This window comes from Actinophytocola sp., from assembly GCF_035634895.1.
In the GTDB taxonomy this organism is placed as follows: domain Bacteria; phylum Actinomycetota; class Actinomycetes; order Mycobacteriales; family Pseudonocardiaceae; genus Actinophytocola.
The window spans coordinates 64,166-81,514 of sequence record NZ_DASQCC010000173.1 but is presented as its reverse complement, the minus strand read 5'-3'; the positions used below and the strand labels follow the sequence as shown (position 1 = coordinate 81,514).

At 70.6% G+C, this 17,349-nt stretch carries 17 protein-coding genes; 10 read left to right on the top strand and 7 right to left on the bottom strand.

Going from position 1 to position 17,349, the window contains the following annotated elements:
• Nucleotides 1–212, bottom strand: a 212-nt coding sequence (locus tag VET29_RS26025; protein ID WP_324925026.1) for a hypothetical protein, incomplete at its 3' end; no start/stop codon positions are given.
• A gap of 145 nt (nucleotides 213–357) precedes the next feature.
• Between VET29_RS26025 and VET29_RS26020 the strand changes: the two genes are divergently transcribed.
• The 5 genes from VET29_RS26020 to VET29_RS26000 all read left to right on the top strand — a co-directional run bounded on the left by VET29_RS26020 (nucleotide 358) and on the right by VET29_RS26000 (nucleotide 7,389).
• Entirely contained in the window at nucleotides 358–921 is a 564-nt protein-coding gene (locus VET29_RS26020; protein ID WP_324925024.1) for a hypothetical protein, read from the top strand.
• 97 nt (nucleotides 922–1,018) lie between these two features.
• A complete protein-coding gene (locus VET29_RS26015; protein WP_324925022.1) occupies nucleotides 1,019–5,989 on the top strand; it encodes an NAD-glutamate dehydrogenase in 4,971 nt (1,656 codons plus the stop codon).
• Nucleotides 5,989–6,414 carry a thioesterase family protein gene (locus VET29_RS26010; protein ID WP_324925020.1) on the top strand — a complete coding sequence of 142 codons (426 nt, stop codon included), beginning with the start codon at nucleotides 5,989–5,991 and terminating at the stop codon, nucleotides 6,412–6,414. Before VET29_RS26015 ends, VET29_RS26010 begins: the two co-directional genes overlap by 1 nt.
• A complete protein-coding gene (locus tag VET29_RS26005) occupies nucleotides 6,407–7,054 on the top strand; it encodes a hypothetical protein (protein WP_324925019.1) in 648 nt (215 codons plus the stop codon). The genes VET29_RS26010 and VET29_RS26005 overlap by 8 nt, the downstream gene beginning before the upstream one ends.
• Nucleotides 7,055–7,068: 14 nt before the next feature.
• Nucleotides 7,069–7,389, top strand: a complete 321-nt coding sequence (locus VET29_RS26000) for a hypothetical protein (RefSeq protein ID WP_324925017.1) — start codon at nucleotides 7,069–7,071, stop codon at nucleotides 7,387–7,389.
• Here the strand turns inward: VET29_RS26000 and VET29_RS25995 are convergent.
• The 4 genes from VET29_RS25995 to VET29_RS25980 all read right to left on the bottom strand — a co-directional run bounded on the left by VET29_RS25995 (nucleotide 7,386) and on the right by VET29_RS25980 (nucleotide 10,853).
• Complete coding sequence (locus tag VET29_RS25995) at nucleotides 7,386–8,507, bottom strand: alpha-amylase family glycosyl hydrolase (RefSeq protein WP_324925015.1); 1,122 nt, start codon at nucleotides 8,505–8,507, stop codon at nucleotides 7,386–7,388. The genes VET29_RS26000 and VET29_RS25995 overlap by 4 nt on opposite strands.
• 46 nt (nucleotides 8,508–8,553) lie before the next feature.
• The gene (locus tag VET29_RS25990) at nucleotides 8,554–8,952 is read right to left on the bottom strand and encodes a globin (RefSeq protein ID WP_324925013.1); all 399 of its coding nucleotides are present in this window, start codon (nucleotides 8,950–8,952) and stop codon (nucleotides 8,554–8,556) included.
• A gap of 7 nt (nucleotides 8,953–8,959) precedes the next feature.
• A complete protein-coding gene (locus VET29_RS25985) occupies nucleotides 8,960–9,856 on the bottom strand; it encodes a mechanosensitive ion channel family protein (protein WP_324925034.1) in 897 nt (298 codons plus the stop codon).
• A 154-nt stretch (nucleotides 9,857–10,010) separates the two neighbouring features.
• Complete coding sequence (locus VET29_RS25980) at nucleotides 10,011–10,853, bottom strand: NAD(P)H-binding protein (protein ID WP_324925011.1); 843 nt, start codon at nucleotides 10,851–10,853, stop codon at nucleotides 10,011–10,013.
• A gap of 92 nt (nucleotides 10,854–10,945) precedes the next feature.
• Here VET29_RS25980 and VET29_RS25975 point away from each other — a divergent pair, with 92 nt between their 5' ends.
• Complete coding sequence (locus VET29_RS25975; RefSeq protein ID WP_324925009.1) at nucleotides 10,946–11,620, top strand: helix-turn-helix domain-containing protein; 675 nt, start codon at nucleotides 10,946–10,948, stop codon at nucleotides 11,618–11,620.
• Between the two features lie 162 nt (nucleotides 11,621–11,782).
• Nucleotides 11,783–12,427: an HNH endonuclease gene (locus VET29_RS25970; RefSeq protein ID WP_324925007.1), complete on the top strand. Its 645-nt coding sequence runs from the start codon at nucleotides 11,783–11,785 to the stop codon at nucleotides 12,425–12,427.
• Between the two features lie 20 nt (nucleotides 12,428–12,447).
• Here VET29_RS25970 and VET29_RS25965 read toward each other — a convergent pair whose 3' ends face one another.
• Nucleotides 12,448–12,723, bottom strand: coding sequence for a hypothetical protein (locus tag VET29_RS25965; protein ID WP_324925005.1), 276 nt, complete (start codon nucleotides 12,721–12,723; stop codon nucleotides 12,448–12,450).
• Nucleotides 12,724–13,102: 379 nt separating this feature from the next.
• Here VET29_RS25965 and VET29_RS25960 point away from each other — a divergent pair, with 379 nt between their 5' ends.
• Entirely contained in the window at nucleotides 13,103–13,345 is a 243-nt protein-coding gene (locus VET29_RS25960) for a hypothetical protein (protein ID WP_324925003.1), read from the top strand.
• Nucleotides 13,332–13,832, top strand: a complete 501-nt coding sequence (locus VET29_RS25955) for a DUF5130 family protein (protein ID WP_324925001.1) — start codon at nucleotides 13,332–13,334, stop codon at nucleotides 13,830–13,832. Before VET29_RS25960 ends, VET29_RS25955 begins: the two co-directional genes overlap by 14 nt.
• 201 nt (nucleotides 13,833–14,033) lie before the next feature.
• Here the strand turns inward: VET29_RS25955 and pepN are convergent, their stop codons facing one another.
• Entirely contained in the window at nucleotides 14,034–16,592 is a 2,559-nt protein-coding gene (gene pepN, locus VET29_RS25950; protein ID WP_324924999.1) for an aminopeptidase N, read from the bottom strand.
• Between the two features lie 112 nt (nucleotides 16,593–16,704).
• Between pepN and VET29_RS25945 the strand changes: the two genes are divergently transcribed.
• Complete coding sequence (locus VET29_RS25945) at nucleotides 16,705–17,319, top strand: DsbA family oxidoreductase (RefSeq protein WP_324924997.1); 615 nt, start codon at nucleotides 16,705–16,707, stop codon at nucleotides 17,317–17,319.
• The last annotated feature ends 30 nt before the right edge of the window (nucleotides 17,320–17,349 follow it).

Sequence of the window (17,349 nt, the reverse complement as noted above, 5' to 3'; positions counted from 1 at the left end):
CCAGAGCCCACTCCGCCCGCGAACCCGCCCGCCCCCGGAACACCTTCGCCCGAAACAACTCCGCCCAGCACCGGCGCCACGCCGGCGATGACATGGCCGGTCAGGGCCCTCAGCACCGACCCGCCCGCCACACCGGTCACGACATGGCCCGTCACAAACGCGTCCAGCACCGACCCGGCCGCCACCTGGTCCGCCGCAACCCCAGCCGCCATGACCCAGCCAGCCGCGACCCCACCTGATGCGACGTCGCCCGATATGACGCCATCTGGCGGGACCCCACTCCACGCGGCCTCGCCCGACACGCCCCCGTCCGCGCCGGATGTCCCACTCGATGTCCAAGACGGCCGGTCCAGGCTCATGGCCGCTTTCGACGCGCTCACCGGCCCAGTCCTCTCCTCCGCGGGCGAAGAAGAGAAGTTCACCTTCCAGGCCGACAGCGCACCGGCCCTACCGGCACGCAAACCGCTGAGTTCCTGGGCCGCCATCGAGACCGCGTCGGTCGTCGAGTCCCCAGCCGACGACCTGTTCGGGACCGAGCCGGCCGGTGACGCGACCAGGACTCCGGCCAAGCTCGGGGAGGCATTCGCAGACTTCTCGGTGAACAGAAAAGAGTCGTCGGCCACTTTCGGCAAGTGGTCGGCGGCCGATACCGAGCCCAGTACGCCGGAACCGTCCGGCGCGCAACAGCCGCCTCCCGGCGCTTCCGCGCCCGGGACCACCGAGACCACCTACGACGAGCCGATCGGACCCCAGCGCCGGCCCGAAGGGCTGCCCCGGCGGGGGGAGCGGTCGGCCACGACCATTGCGAGCCTGCTCACCGAGGCTCTCGCCGCCTACCAGGCAACTACCGACACCGCCGACGAACAGGACGAAACGCCGCGGTTCACCGAGGACACCGGACGGCACCGGTCGCCCGAATGACGTTCGATGGCCCGTCGTACCGTTGCCCAGTCGCCTAATCTGTGTGCCTCATGTGTGGCACACCGTCGTGCCCCAGATCGTGTGGAGTCGCTCGAAGATGACCTCAACCCGGACCCGGATCCGCAGCGCTGAAAGCCCAGGCAGCAGAGCGGAGGAGGAGAGCCCCGAGCAGCGCCGGGACGAGCTCGTCGAACAAGCCGCCTCGGCCGCGCCGGACATCGCTGGTCTCATCCGCCTCTACTACCGCTACATCCCGCCGGAGGAGATCACCGACACCGACCCGGTCGACCTGGTCGGGAGCGTCCGCAGCCACCTGGAGCTGGCCCGCTCGCGCGTGCCGGGCCGCCCCGCGGTCCGCGTCTTCACCCCGGACCCCGAGGCCGACGGGTGGCGCACCGCGGGCACGGTCGTCCAGCTCGTCACGGACGACATGCCGTACCTGGTCGAGTCCGTCACGGCCGCCCTGACCAGGACCGGGCTGCAGGTCCACCGCATCGTCCACCCCATCGTCGTGGTCAACCGGGACGTGGTCGCCGGCGAGCTGCGGGACATCCTCACCACCGCCGAGGCCGACGACCCGCCGGCCGACGCGCTGGCGGAGTCGTGGATGGCCATCGAGGTGGACCTGATCACCGACGCGGACCGCAAGAGGGAGATCACCAACAGCCTCAAGACGGTCCTCAACGACGTCCGTGAGGTCGTCGAGGACACCGACCGCATGGCCGGCACCGCCCGCGCGCTCGCCGACCAACTCGAGTCCGACCCCCCCGTCGACGAGGCCCAGGCGCTCGAGGGCGCCGCCCTGCTCCGCTGGCTCGCCGACGGCCACTTCACCTTCCTCGGCTACCGCCACTACGAGCTCTTCCGCGACGGGGGGCAGCGTGCGCTCAAGGCCGTCCTGGCCAGCGGACTCGGCGTGCTCCGCCAGGACAGCATCTCGTCCCGCAACCTCACCGCGGGCCCGGACTCCGATGCCGACGCGACCTCCTCCGACCTGCTGATCCTCACCGAGGCCAGCGCCCCGTCGAACGTCTACCGGTCCACCTTCCCGTACTACGTGGGCGTCAAGACCTTCGCCCAGGACGGCTCGGTCACCGGTGAGCACCGGTTCCTCGGCGTCTTCACCATCAACGCCCTGCACGAGGACGTGCTGGACATCCCGGTCGTCGGGCGCCGGGTCCGCGACGTCATCCACCGCGCCGGCTTCCCGCTGGAGTCCTACACCGGCCAGAAGATGCTGGAGGTCATCCAGAACTGGCCGCGCTCGGAGCTGTTCTCCACCAACTCCGACACGCTGTACCAGACGACCACCGGCGTCATCGCGATCGCCGACCGCCGCAGGCTGCGCCTGTTCCTGCGCCGCGACCCGTACCGCCGGTTCTTCTCCTGCCTCGTGTTCACCCCGCGCGACCGGTACACCACGACCTCACGCATCGCCATGGCCAACGTCCTCATCGAGGAGCTGGGCGGCAAGGGTGTCGAGTTCGCCGTCCGCCTCGGCGAGACCGCGTTCGCGCAGGTCTACTTCACCGTCCACACCGACCCGGAAGCGGACCCGGACGTGGACGTCGACCGCATCCAGGCGCGGCTGACCGAGGCCGTCCGCACCTGGGACGACCGCCTGGTCGAGGCCGTGTTCGCCGAGCAGCGGCAGAAGCTCGACGCCGAGCTGCCCCGCTCCCGCGACCAGCTCGTCGCGATCGGCGCCGAGTCGGCCACCGAGCAGGGCCAGCGGTTCGCGAGCGTGTTCCCGGAGGCCTACAAGGAGGACTTCGCCGCCGCCGAGGCGCTCACCGACCTGCGCCGCTTCGAGGAGCTGCGCGACGAGGGCGACCTGGACGTGTCGTTCTACCGCCGCGACGACGAGCAGCCGGGGGAGCGCCGCTTCAAGCTGTACCTGGCCGGCGACGGCGTCACGCTCTCCCAGATGCTGCCGGTGCTGCAGAACATGGGTGTCCAGGTCGTCGACGAGCGCCCGTACGAGCTGCGCCGCGAGGACGGCCACCCCTGGTGGATCTACGACTTCGGCCTGCGGGTGCCCCCGGAGCAGGTCGAGGGGAAGACCCCGGAACAGCAGCAACGCCAGCGCACCCTGTTCCAGGAGGCGTTCCGCGCGATCTGGCGCGGCGACGCCGAGTCCGACCGGTTCAACACGCTCGTCCTGACCGGCGGCCTGAGCTGGCGGCAGGCGGCGCTGCTGCGCGCGTACTCCCGCTACCTGCGGCAGGCCGGCGTGCCCTTCGACCAGGGTGACGTCGAGTCGGCGCTGCTCGACCACACCGACATCGCGACCGCGCTGGTCCGGCTGTTCGAGACCCGCTTCGACCTCGGCAAGCCGGACGAGGTGCGGGACAGGGCACTCGACGGCCAGATCGCCGAGATCACGACGATGATCGACGACGTCACGAGCCTCGACGCCGACCGGATCCTGCGCAACCTGCTGGCACTCATCCGGGCCACCCTGCGCACCAACTACAACGTCCGCGACGACGACGGCGAGCCGCGGCCCTACCTGGCGCTCAAGCTCGACCCCGCCCAGGTGCTCGACCTGCCCGACCCTCGGCCGAAGTTCGAGATCTTCGTGTACTCGCCGCGGGTCGAGGGCGTGCACCTGCGCTTCGGCCCGGTCGCGCGCGGCGGCCTGCGCTGGTCCGACCGGCGCTCGGACTTCCGCACCGAGATCCTCGGCCTGGTCAAGGCGCAGGCGGTCAAGAACGCGGTCATCGTGCCGGTCGGCGCGAAGGGCGGCTTCGTCGTCAAGCGTCCGCCCGAGCCGACGGGCGACGCGGGCAAGGACCGTGAGGCGTTCCAGGCCGAGGGCATCGCCTGCTACCGGATGTTCATCTCGGGCCTGCTGGACCTGACCGACAACCTGCGTGCCGGCGAGGTCGTCCCGGCCCGCGACGTGGTCCGCTACGACGAGGACGACACGTACCTGGTCGTCGCGGCCGACAAGGGCACCGCGACCTTCAGCGACATCGCCAACGAGGTCGCGGCCAGGTACGATTTCTGGCTGGGTGACGCGTTCGCCTCCGGCGGCTCGGTCGGCTACGACCACAAGGCCATGGGCATCACCGCCCGCGGCGCGTGGGAGAGCGTCAAGCGCCACTTCCGTGAGCTGGGCAAGGACACCCAGACCGAGGACCTCACGGTCGTCGGCGTCGGCGACATGGCCGGCGACGTCTTCGGCAACGGCATGCTGCTCTCCGAGCACATCCGGCTGGTCGCGGCGTTCAACCACATGCACGTGTTCATCGACCCCGACCCGGTCGCGGCCACGTCCTACGCGGAGCGCAGGCGCCTGTTCGAGCTGCCCCGCTCCAGCTGGGACGACTACGACCGGTCCCTGATCAGCGAGGGCGGCGGCGTGTGGCCGCGCAGCCTCAAGTCCATCCCGATCAGCGAGCAGGCCCGCGTCGCCCTGGACCTGCCGGAAGGCGTCACGAAGATGTCGCCGCCGGAGCTGATGCACGCGATCCTGCTCGCTCCGGTCGACCTGCTGTGGAACGGCGGCATCGGCACGTACGTGAAGGCCGCCGGCGAGGCGCACGCGGACGTCGGCGACAAGGCCAACGACGCGGTCCGCGTCGACGGCGGCGACCTGCGGGTGAAGGTCGTGGGCGAGGGCGGCAACCTGGGCCTGACGCAGCGCGGCCGAATCGAGTTCGCGAAGGCGGGCGGCAAGGTCAACACCGACGCGCTCGACAACAGCGCGGGCGTGGACTGCTCCGACCACGAGGTCAACATCAAGATCCTGCTCGACCACCTGGTCGCCACCGGTGTGCTCGCGCAGGAGCAGCGCATCGAGCTGCTCGCCGAGATGACCGACGAGGTCGCGCACCTCGTGCTGGCCGACAACTACTCGCAGAACGCCGTGCTCGGCGTGTCCCGCGCGCATGCCAAGCAGATGCTGACCGTGCTCGCCCGCCTGGTCACCGACCTGGAGGAGCACTCCGGCCTGGACCGCAGGCTGGAGGCGCTGCCGTCGAAGACCCAGTTCCGGGACATGGACAAGCACCGCGAGGGCCTCACCTCACCGGAGCTGGCCACGCTGCTCGCGCACGTCAAGCTGCAGCTCAAGCACGAGGTGCTGGCCTCGGAGCTGCCCGACGGCGACGTGTTCACCCGCCGCCTGCCGGAGTACTTCCCGACCCAGCTGCAGAAGCGCTTCGGCGACGCCATCCCCCAGCACCCGCTGAGCCGCCAGATCACCACCACGCTGCTGGTCAACGAGGTCGTCGACGGCGGTGGCGTGTCGTTCGCGTTCCGGCTGGCCGAGGAGATGAACGCGTCGGCGACCGACGCCGTGCGCGCGTTCACCGTCGCGACGACCGTGTTCGACCTGAAGGACCTGTGGCGGCGGATCCGGACGCTGGACAACGTGGTGCCGACCGACACGGCCGACACGATGACCCTGGAGTCCCGGCGGCTGCTCGACCGCGCGTCGCGCTGGCTGCTGTCCAACCGGCCGCAGCCCCTCGCGGTCGGCGCCGAGATCAACCGGTTCGGCGCGGTCATCGCGGAGCTCATGCCCGAGGTCCCCGGGTTCCTGCGGGGCAGCGGCCAGGAGAAGATCGCGAAGGAGACCGAGGAGCTGGTGACCGCGGGCGCGCCCGTCGAGCTGGCCCGCCGGATCGCGTCGCTGCTGGACTGCTATCCGCTGCTGGACGTCATCGAGGTCGCCGAGCTGGCCGACCGCGACTCGCTGGACACCGAGCGCAGCCCGCGGGAGACCGCCGAGCTGTACTACGCGCTGTCCGACCACCTCAACATCGACTCGATGCTGACGTCGATCAGCGGGCTGGAGCGCGGCAACCGGTGGCACGCCCTCGCGCGGCTCGCGCTGCGGGACGACCTGTACAGCTCGGTGCGGGCGATCGTGCTCGACGTGCTGCGGCAGAGCGACCCCGGCACCACGGCCGACGAGAAGATCGCGAACTGGGAGCGGACCAACGCCCGGCGCATCGGGCGGTCGCGGGAGTCGCTGGAGGAGATCCGCCGTGTCGGGCGTCTCGACCTGGCGACACTGTCCGTCGCCACGCGGCAGGTGCGCAGTATGGTTCGCTAGTGGGTGTCTTCATCGCCGATGTCCGGCCGCGCTGGTCTGACATGGACGTGTTCGGTCACGTCAACCACGCCAGCACGGTGACACTGCTGGAGGAGGCCCGGGTCGACCTGCTGTTCAAGGAGGCGGTGCGGCAGGGTGCCGGCGGCATGACCCAGGGCGTCGTCGTCGCCCGGCTGGTCGTCGACTACCACGCTCCGCTGGTGGCCGACGGCGGCACCGTGCGCGTGGCGCTGCGGGTGCGGGAGATGCGCCCCGCCTCGTTCACCCTGGACTATGAGGTCCACAGTGGACCAACGGCCGACGACCCGGTGGCCGCGACAGCGGAGACGCTGCTCGTGCCGTACAACACGGAGAGCGGCCGCCCGCGCCGGCTGACCGAACAGGAGCGGGACTTCCTCGCCGCCTACAGGAGCAACGGTGCCTGAGCTTTCGTTCGTAGAGCAGCCAGAGCGCGACGACCTCGGCGCGTTCGTGGCACGCGCGGTCCGTCTCGACGGCCAGACCGTGGTCCGCCTGCGCAACCGCGACGGCGGCCGGGTGGACGCGTGGGTGGCGACGCCGTTCGACGTGCTCGCCACCAGGACCGTGCGGGGTGCGGTGGAGCCGGGCGACGTGACCGTGTCCGGCAACGAACTGCTGGCCGCCCTGGCGGTGTCCAGGGCCGACCGGATCGACCCCGGCCGCGTGATGGACATGCAGTGGCGGTCCGCGCTGCCGCCGCTGGCGCACTGGCAGGTCGTGGAGGACCAGCTCCCGGCGAAGGTCGTGACCGACCTCACCGACCGCGGCCTGGAGGTGGCGCGTGAGAACGTGGGGCCGCACGGCACCCCGCCCGCGTCACTGCTGGACCAGACGGTCCTGACGGTCACCGGCGACGGCCTGGAGGTGAAGATCCCCATGCGCTGCCTGTTCGCGATGTCCGGCATGGGCTTCCTCGGCTCCGGCGGCAACGTCGACCCCGACGAGCACGTCCGGATCACCGCCACCGACGCGTGGCTGCGCATCGACGCCCGCTTCGGCGCGGTGGTCCGCCGCAGGCACGCCTTGCTGCCCCTGCTCGTCTAGGGTTCGATGGCCTGGTGAGCGACGAGGACCCCGCGCGTCGGTTCCTGGACCAGACGGTGCCCAAGCACGACGAGTGGGAGGGCCGGGAGCCGGAGGACGGTCCGGCGCGGCCGAGGCACGTCAAGTACCCGAGCGAGCCGGTGGAACCGCTGTCGGCCAAGGAACGGCGTGCCAACGCCGTCCGTGGCGCGGCGTGGGGCGTCGGCGGGACCGCCGCGTTCGTGGCCGGCGCCTCCCTGTCCGACGACGACACGCACGCCGAGCTGACCCATGACGAGCCCGCCGACCTGAGCTTCGGCGACGGCGGCTACGGCGAGATCGGCAGCGGTCTCTAGCTCGTCACCAGCCAGGCGGCCGTGTTCGGGGGCAGGTGCCGGTCGTTGAGGGGACCGCTCGCGAGCAGGATCTCCCCGGCCGGCAGCGGGACGGCGGCCTGGCACCCGTTCAGCACGCAGATGAGCCCGCCGCCCTTGCGCCGGTACGCGAAGCACCCGGCAGGCGCCCCGTACCACTCCAGCTCGTCGCCCGAGAACGCCCGGTGCGTCTTGCGCAGGTCGACCGCCTGCCGGTACAGCGACAGCGTCGAGTCCGCGTCCTCCAGCTGCCGTTCCACGGTCAGCTTGGCCCACTCCGGCGGCATCGGCAGCCACGCCGAGGTCCCCGGGGAGAACCCGAACGGCGGCTCCCCGTCCTGCCACGGCAGCGGGACGCGGCTGCCCACGTGCGCGTCGGACCGGTACTGGTCCGGCAGCGCCCAGCCCGGCAGCGGGACGGTCGGCAGCCCCAGCTCCTCGCCGTTGTACAGGTACACGACCCCGGGCAGTCCCAGCTCGACCAGCGCCATCGCCCGCGCCCGCTGCGTGCCGAGCGGGCCGTCGCCGTAGCGGGTGGCCTCACGCACCGAGTCGTGGTTCGACAGCGTCCAGGTCGGGGGCACGCCGGCCATCGCGGCCGCGTCCAGGGTCGCGTCGATCGCCGTGCGCAGCTCCACCGCGTCGAAGCCGGCCAGCATCAGCCGGAGGTTGATGCCCAGGTGCAGGTCGTAGGGCCGCTGGTCGCCGGTCGGCCGCAGCTCGCCCGCCGCGACGATGCCGGGGTGGTCGTCCAGGACCTGGCGGACCAGCTGGTGCGCGTGGTCGTCGGTGACGTGGAAGCCGTCCACCCCGCGGTCCAGCCAGAACCGCACCATCCGCTCGTCGGGCAGGTCGACCATGACCCTGACGCCGTCGCGGTGCGCGTCGGCGACCAGCCGGTCGAACGCGGTGACGTCCAGCTCCACGGTGGGGTCGAGGGTGAGCCACAACGCGTCGACGCCGAGCAGGTCGAGGTAGCCGAGCCGCTCACGCACCCCGTCGAGGTCGCCGATCCCGTCGCCGTCGCTGTCCGCGAACGAGCGCACGTAGACCTGGTAGAAGGTGGCGCCCAGCCACCACTCGTCCTGGTTTCTTCGCACTCCGGCCGTCCTGCCAACTCGCCGTGGCAGGCGGCGCCACGGGGATCTAGGTCCAGCTGTTCATCAGACTGTTGGCGGCCATCTCGAGGTACCCCCACAGCTGGCGCCGATGGTCGTCGGCCAGCCCGGCCTCGTCTACCGCTATTCGCATGCATCGCAACCATGCGTCGCGTTCGATCGGCCCAATCGCGAACGGTGCGTGCCGCATGCGCAACCGTGGGTGGCCGCGCTGTTCGGAGTAGGTGTGCGGGCCGCCCCAGTACTGCGTCAGGAACATCCGCAGGCGCACCTCGGCGGGCCCGAGGTCCTCCTCCGGGTACAGCGGGCGCAGCACCTCGTCCTTCGCGACCTCCTCGTAGAACCGGCCGACCATCCGGTCGAAGACGGGTGCGCCGCCGACCGCGTCGTAGAAGGTCACTTCCTCAGGTGTCGCCACGTTCTCCATCCTGCCATCACTCCCCGTTGGGGAACCCACGCACGAGCGGTCCCGGGATACCGGCGTCCTCGAACGCGGCCATGATCCGGGCCCGCAGCGCCCGCTGCACGGCCCACTGCCGGCCGGGCCGGACCTTGACCGTCAGGCGCAGCATGATGCCCTCCGAGGCCGACACACGCTCGACGCCGAGGACCTCCGGCGGCTCCAGCACGTCGTTGGACATGGGCTCGTTGTCGGAGACCTCGGTGGCCACCCGGTCGATGATGCCGGTGGCCTGCTCGACGTCCGCGCCGTAGCCGATGGGCACGTCCACCACAGCGACCGCGAAGCCCTGGCTGGAGTTGCCGACCCGCAGGATCTCGCCGTTGCGGACGTACCAGACCGTGCCGTTGACGTCCCGCATCGTCGTGATCCGCAGGCCGACGGCCTCCACGGTGCCGGACGCCTCGCCGACGTCCACGACGTCGCCGACACCGTACTGGTCCTCCAGCATCATGAACACGCCGGACAGGAAGTCCTTCACGACGTTCTGCGCGCCGAAGCCGATGGCCACGCCGAGGATCCCCGCCGAGGCCAGCACGGGCGCGAGGTTCACGCCCAGCTCGGCCAGGATCATCATGAACGCGGTGCCGAACACGAGCACTGACGTGATCGACTTGAACACCGAGCCGATGGTCTTGGCCCGCTGGGCCCGCCGCTCCGAGAGCAGCGACCCCAGCGCCTGCGGCGCCCGCTCCTTCAGCGGGCGGAGCAGCGCGGGGACCTTGCCGCCGCTGTTGGCGCGGGTCAGCTTGTCGATCAGCCGCCGCGCGATGGACCGGAGGACCATCGCGACGACGAGGATGAGCAGGATCGTCAGCGGCTTGGCCACGAGCCAGTCGGCGGACTGCGCGAACCAGTTGTTGTGGGTCATGTTGTAGACGGCCGTGCACCACTTGTCGGCTGGGTCACATGGCTCCGCCTGAAGGTTCAGCGAGCCGATGTCGAACTGGGCCAGATCCGTCACGGGCCCGACCATAACGGTGGCGCGTGCGGTGCCCACCGGGGCCCGGTGTGGCGGAAATCGCTCAGAGGACGCCCTTCAGGAAGTCCGCCACGCTCCGCGTGGGCCGGCCGAGCAGGCGGGCCAGGGCGGGGTCGGCGGGCGCGAAGTCGCCCCGCCGGCTCGCGACGAACATGCCGACGAGCAGGTTCGCCTGCCATTCCGGCAGCCCGTGGGCGAGCAGTCCGGCACGGTAGTCCGCGTCGGGCACGACGACCCGGCGAACCGTCCGCCCGGTGAGCTTCGTGACGATGTCCGCGACCCCGGCCAGGTCGACGGCCGCCGGACCGGTGAGCGGCGGTGTCACCCCATCGAGACCGTCCTCGGTGAGCGCGAGCACCGCCGCCGCGGCGAGGTCGGCGTGCGTCGTCCAGGCGACCGGTCCGTCCTCGGGTGCGGCCAGCTCGCCCGACTCGAGCGCGCCTGCGAGCAGCATGGGCACCGTGGTGGCGTAGAAGCCGTTGCGCAGAGCGGTGAACGGCACACCACTGTCCCGCAGCGCCGCCTCGGTGGCCGCGTGGTCGGGCATGGGAGGGAAGGGCGAGGACGGGTCCGCGCCCATGTGGCTGGTGTAGAGGATGCGCTCGACCCCGGCCTTCGCCGCGGCCTCGACGGCCGCGCGGTGCTGCTGGACGGCGTCCTCCCCGGAGCTGTCCGTCGAGACGACGAGCACCTTCGACGCGCCGTCGAAGGCATGCGCGAGCCCGGCGGGATCGCTGAAGTCACCCTGCCGGACGCGTACGCCCAGGTCCGCGGCCCTGGCCGGATCACGCACGCTGACGCCGATCTCCTCGGCGGGCAGCCGCGTCAGCAACCCCTCGACGACGGCCCGGCCGAGCTGCCCGTTGGCTCCGGTAACGACGATCACGGTGATACTCCTCAGATGTTTCCAGTGATAACAATTCGACGGTAGCACTGGAAGCGATCGCGCGCTAACGCGATCCTGTTATCGTTGGAAACATGGAGGAGCACCGCGAGCGCATCGTCGAGGCCGCCACCCGGCTGCTGGCCGAAGGCGGCCCGGACGCGGTGTCGACCAGGGCGGTCAGCGCGGCGGCCGGTGTGCAGCCGCCGACCATCTACCGCCTGTTCGGCGACAAGCAGGGGCTGCTGGACGCGGTCGTGGTGCACGGCTTCACGGCCTACCTGAGCAGCAAGAAGACGCAGGCCCCCGAGGACGACCCGGTCGAGGACCTGCGGGCCGGCTGGGACCAGCACGTGGACCTCGGCCTGGCCAACCCGGCGCTGTACCAGCTGATGTACGGCCGGCCGAGCGCGTCCTCGCCGGCCGCCGACGCGGCCTTCGCGATCCTCGACCAGCGCATCCGGCGCATCGCCGAGGCGGGCCGGCTGCGGGTCCCCGAGGAACGCGCGGTGGCCCTCGTCCACGCCGCGGGCCACGGCACGACCCTCACGTTGATCGCGACCCCGGCGGACCGGCGGGACGCCCAGCTCTCCGCGACCGCGCGGGAAGCGGTCATCGCGGCGATCACGACCGACGGGCCCGCCGTCTCTGGAGCAGGGCCGGTCGCGGCGGCCGTCACCCTCCGCGCGGTGCTGCCGAGGACGAATGCCCTCACGGAGTCCGAGCGGGGCCTCATGCGCGAGTGGCTGGACCGCATCGCGAACGCCTGAGAATTCCACCGCACGCTGCGGCGACGTGCCCGCCGGGAGACCGCCGATGGTCATTTTGGTAACCGATGCACCACAGTGGCCGGACACGTTACGCAACACACGTGCGTTCAGGGGGTGATGTGTGATCTGCTATGCCTTGCCAGATCCGGTGGAGGTGGTCGCGTGCCCGACCGACATCCGACTCCGATAGGCGCCGCGCACAGGCCGGCGTCGCGGATGCCCGTGCGTTCGCAAGCCGCTTCGTCGGATGTCGGCGTGCCTGAGCCGGCCGGTGGCGCCCCGCCGCCGCCCTGGGGCAAGCGCCGGGTGCTCCTGCTCAACACCACCTTCGAGCCGTTGACCGCGTTACCGCTGCGCCGCGCGGTCGTGCTCGTGGTGTGCGGCAAGGCCGAGGTCGTGCACGGCGACCCCAACGGCATCGAGCTGCACTCCGCGAGCGACAGCGTCGTGGTGCCGTCGGTGATCCGCCTCGCGACCTACGTCCGCGTGCCCTACCGCGCGCGGGTGCCGCTTACCCGGGCCGGGCTCATGCACCGGGACCGCCACCGCTGCGCGTACTGCGGCGGGCGGGCCGAGACGATCGACCACGTGATCCCGCGGAGCCGTGGTGGCGAGCACACCTGGCAGAACTGCGTGGCCTGCTGTGTGAAGTGCAACCACCGCAAGGCCGACAAGCTGCTGTCCGAGCTGGGCTGGCGGCTGCGGGTGGTGCCGAGAGCGCCGCGCGGAATGCACTGGCGGCTGCTCGCCGGCACGGTCGACACCGATCCGCAGTGGCTGCCCTATCTGGGAGAGCCGGCCGCCTGAGCGACCGGCTCCGGCGAATCTCAGGAGGCGGTGACGCGCGTTCCTGCCGTCACCCTGGTGCCGCGCGTGACCCGCGTGCCCCTCGTGACGCGGGTACCGGCGGTGACCCGGGTACCGCGGGTGACTCGCGTGCCACGGGAGACGCGGGTGCCGGCCGTGACGCGGGTACCCCTCGTGACCCTCGTGCCTTGGGTGACCCTCGTGCCGGCGGTCACCCGGGTGCCGCGCGTCACGCGGGTGCCGAGCAGGGCCGACTCGTCCGAATGGGTGATGACCGTCGGGGTGTTGGTCTGCATGACGGGAACTCCTCGGCGATACAGGCACGGAGAGTGCCGGGGAAGGGAACCGCAAGGGCCGTACAGGTGAAAGCTATGGCCTAAAACTGTAGTCGACAAGACATAGAGCGTGACGATGCGATGTCGATGCGTGAGATACGGCCGTTCGACCCCGCCGTTTCGACCAACGGAATGAGCGGTTCGGCGCACACACGGCCCAGTCTCGTTACCGGCGCCGCAGTAGCCCGTCACCCGAGGTGATCATGACGCGGCCGAGTGTGTGGGGCCGAGGACCCGTCGGTAGTCTGTCGCGCGTGAGCGGAGCTTGCGAAGCGAACCATGGGCACCACGACCAGCGACCGCTTTCGCGGGGCCTGCGAGGAGAGAGCGAGGCGCGGTCGTGAGTGTCGTCCAGACCATTCTCGTCTACGCGGTGATCCCGCTGGCCCTCTACGGCCTGGTCGCTCTGTTGACGTTGCGGGACAAGTTCGCGCGGGCGCCGAGGTACCGGCCGGGTCAGTCCTGGGACTACCCCGCCGTCTGGTGGACCGCGAACCCGGCCGGGGCCGACGCCTCCGCCGTACCGACCGGCGGCGGCAAGGCCCGCCCCACGGCCAAGGGAGGCGCTCGTGGCAGCTGGTGAGGTCGTGGTGCGCGGCACCCCCGGCGAGGTGCTCGACGAGGATGTCGAGCACGGGCATGCCGCGGTGGTGACCAACAGCGGTCGCATCTCCGTCGCCAAGGAGCGCACTCCGGCCCGGCCGGAACTGCCGTTCACCCCGGTGCAGCTCGCCCGCCTCGACGAGGCGCTGACGCTCTCGGCCCGAACCACGGGCCTCGGCTACAGCATCTACCTCGGCGACCTGGGCGAGGACACCCGCGCGACCGCCGAGGCCCTGCACGCCGAGTCCGGCGACACCGCCTCGTCCGCCGTCCTGATCGCCGTGTCACCCGCCCAACGCAAGGTCGAGATCGTGACGGGCGCCGACTCGGCCCGCCGCCTCCCCGACCGCGGCTGCAACCTAGCGGTAATGGGCATGGTCGCCAGCTTCAAAGAGGGCGACCTGGTAGGCGGCCTGGTAAGCGGCCTCCGCATGCTGACCGACCAGGCCGGCCCAACAAAACACTAAGACCCCAACGAAAGCGCCGCGCGCCCCAAAGGCCCGCGGCGCTTTCCGCACCCCCAACACCCGCGAGTCGCGCGTTCAAACACCGCGAGTCCCGCGTTCAAAGAGTGCGAGTTGCGGTTTCGTGCATCTGGACCTGCACGAAACCGCAACTCGGTGTGTGCGAATGCGGGACTCGCTATGGGTGAATGCGGGACTCGCGGGTTATTCGGCGTCGAAGGTTCGGGCGGCCAGGGCGCGGAGGATGCCGGCGCGGCCTTCTGAGACCAGGCGGCGGAGGGCCGGCGGGTGGGACTCGTTGCCGAGCCACTCGTCGGAGGCGGTGACCGTTTCCTCGGCGACCGCCCACGACGGGTACAGGCCGAGCGCGACCGGCTGGGCGCGCTCGCTCGACCGTCGCGCCCACACGTCCGCGACGTCCGCGAAGTACCGCGCCACGTACGGTGCCAGCAGCGCCTTCTGCGACGGGTGCGAGAACCCCGAGATGATCGCCTCGTTGAGGGCGTTCGGCATCTCGTCGTCGTGCACGGCCCGCTGCCACGCCTCCGCCTTGACCGACGCCGACGGGCGCAGCGCGCGGATCCGCTCCGCCTGCCGCTGACCCGTCGCCGTCGGGTCGTTCTCCAGCGTGGCCTCGACCTCGTCGACCGACGCCGCGTCGTGTGCCACCAGCGCCTGCAGCAGCCGCCACCGCAGGTCCGTGTCCACCACCAGCCCCGGCAGCGGCGCGGACCCGTCCAGCCAGCCGCGCAGCACCGTCAACTGGTCAACCGACAGCACCGACCCCGTCAGCGCGTTCACGAACGCCAGCTGCTGGTCCGACTCCGTCGCCGGGTCCGCCGCCAGGTCGAACAGCCGCGACGTGAACAGCTGCCAGCCCTTTGCCGCCCACGCCGGGTCCGCGTACGAGTTGATCGCCGTCTGCGCCTGCAGCAGCAGCCGCTGCACGACCCCGACCTCGGTCTCCGCCGGCAGGCCGTGGCACACCAGCGTCACGAAGTCCCGTGCCTTCAGCTCGGCCTCGCGGGTCATCTCCCACGCCGCCGACCAGCACAGCGTCCGCGGCAGTGGCTCGACGATGTCACCGATCCGGTCCACCAGCGTCGCCAGCGAGTCCGGGTCCAGGCGCATCGTGCAGTAGCTCAGGTCGTCGTCGTTGACCAGCACGAGCTTGCCCCGCGACACGCCGACCAGCTCCGGCACGATGGTCTCCTGGCCGGTGACGTCCAGCTCCACCCGGTGCGTCCGCACGAGCTTGCCGTCCTGGTCGTCGTACACGCCGACGGCCACCCGGTGCGTACGCAGCTCGCCGGCACCCGGCTTCGCCCCACCCTGCGTGATCGCGAACGACGTGAACTTGCCGTCGGCGACCGAGAACACGGGGCGCAGGTCGTTCAGCCCGGTCGTCTCCAGCCACTGCGCGCTCCACCACGACAGGTCCCGGCCCGACGCCTCCTCCAGCGCCGAGAGCAGGTCCGCCAGCGTCGCGTTGTCCCAGGCGTGCTTGGCGAAGTACACCCGCAGCCCGGACAGGAACTGCTCCTGACCCACGTACGCCACGAGCTGCTTCAGCACCGAGGCGCCCTTGGCGTAGGTGATGCCGTCGAAGTTGACCTCGACCGCCTGGAGGTCCGGGATGTCCGCGGCCACCGGGTGTGTCGAGGGCAGCTGGTCCTGCCGGTACGCCCAGGACTTCTCGATGTTCGCGAACGAGGTCCACGCGTGCACGTACTCGGTCGCCCCCGCCTGCGCCAGCACCGAGGCGAACGTGGCGAACGACTCGTTCAGCCACAGGTCGTTCCACCACCGCATCGTGACCAGGTCGCCGAACCACATGTGCGCCAGCTCGTGCAGCACGGTCTCACAGCGCCGCTCGTAGGCGTACCTGGTGACCCTGCTGCGGAACACGTAGTCCTCGAGGAACGTGATGCAGCCCGCGTTCTCCATGGCGCCCGCGTTGAACTCCGGCACGAAGCACTGGTCGTACTTCTCGAACGGGTACGGCACGGCGAAGCTGCGGTGGTAGAAGTCGAAGCCCTGCTTGGTCTCGGTGAACAGCCTCTCGGCGTCCATGTGCTCGGCGAGCGACGCGCGGCAGTAGATGCCGAGCGGGATCGTCGAGTGCTCGTCGGAGTAGGAGTCGAGCCACTCCGCGTACGGCCCGGCCACCAGCGCGGTCACGTACGTCGACATCCGCTTCGTGGTCTGGAACACGTGCCTGACCGCGCCGGAAGGCAGCGGCTCGGACGACTCGGCCGGTGAGTTGGAGATCACCTTCCAGTCCTCGGGCGCGATCACCGTGAACCGGAACGTCGCCTTCAGGTCCGGCTGGTCGAAGCAGGCGAACATCCGCTTCGCGTCGGCGGTCTCGAACTGCGTGTACAGGTACACGCCGCCGTCCACCGGGTCCACGAACCGGTGCAGGCCCTCGCCGGTGTTCATGTACCGGCAGGTCGCGTCGACGACCAGCTCGTTCTCCGCGGCCACCGAGGAGAGCGTGATGCCGTCGTCCTCGCGGTAGCCCGACACGTCGACCGGCGAGCCGTTCAGCGTGGCGCTCCGCACCGACGCCGCGATCAGGTCGACCCAGGTGTCCGCGCCGGCCTCGTTGCTCGCGAACCGCACGGTCGTGGTGGAGCGGAACGTGGTGTCCCCAGGCTTGCCGCCACCGTCCGTGAGATCGAGCTCGACGTCATAGGACGCGACGTCGAGCAGCGCGGCGCGCTGTTGTGCTTCGTCACGGGTCAGGTTGGGTGGAGCCACTGGTCACCTCGAGCTGTTCGGTTACTGACAATCCTGTTCATCCAATCACCCGGTGGCATGGTTTGGGCCGCCAGTCGGGAAGAACGGGAAGATCTCTACGGTTTCTCTGCACATGACTGCGCCCAGCAAATCCAAGATCGACTTCTACTTTGACCCCATGTGTCCGTTTGCCTGGATCACCTCGAGGTGGATTCTCGAGGTCGAGGCCCAGCGTGACGTCGACCTCCACTTCCGGGTGATGAGCCTCTCGGTCCTCAACGAGGGCCGCGACCTCCCCGAGCAGTACCAGCAGGCGATGGAACGCGGCTGGGGTCCGGTCCGCGTGGCCATCGCGGCCGCCCAGCACCACGGCGAGGAGGTCCTGCGCGACCTGTACACCGCCATGGGTACCCGCATCCACAACCAGGGCAACAAGGACTTCGACATCGTCATCAGGGAGTCGCTCACCGAGGTCGGCCTTCCCGCGGAGCTGGCGGAAGCCGCGCATTCGAGTGAGTACGACGAGGCACTGCGCAAGAGCCACCACGAGGGCATGGACCCGGTCGGCATGGACGTCGGAACGCCGACCATCCACGTCGACGGCGTCGCGTTCTTCGGGCCGGTGCTGAACTCGATCCCGCGCGGCGAGGACGCGCTGAAGGTGTTCGACGGCACGGTCGCGCTGGCCAGCTTCCCGAACTTCTTCGAGCTGAAGCGGACGAGGACCGGAGAGCTGAGCTTCGACTGACTCTCGGTGATGTGACAGGCTGGGCACAGA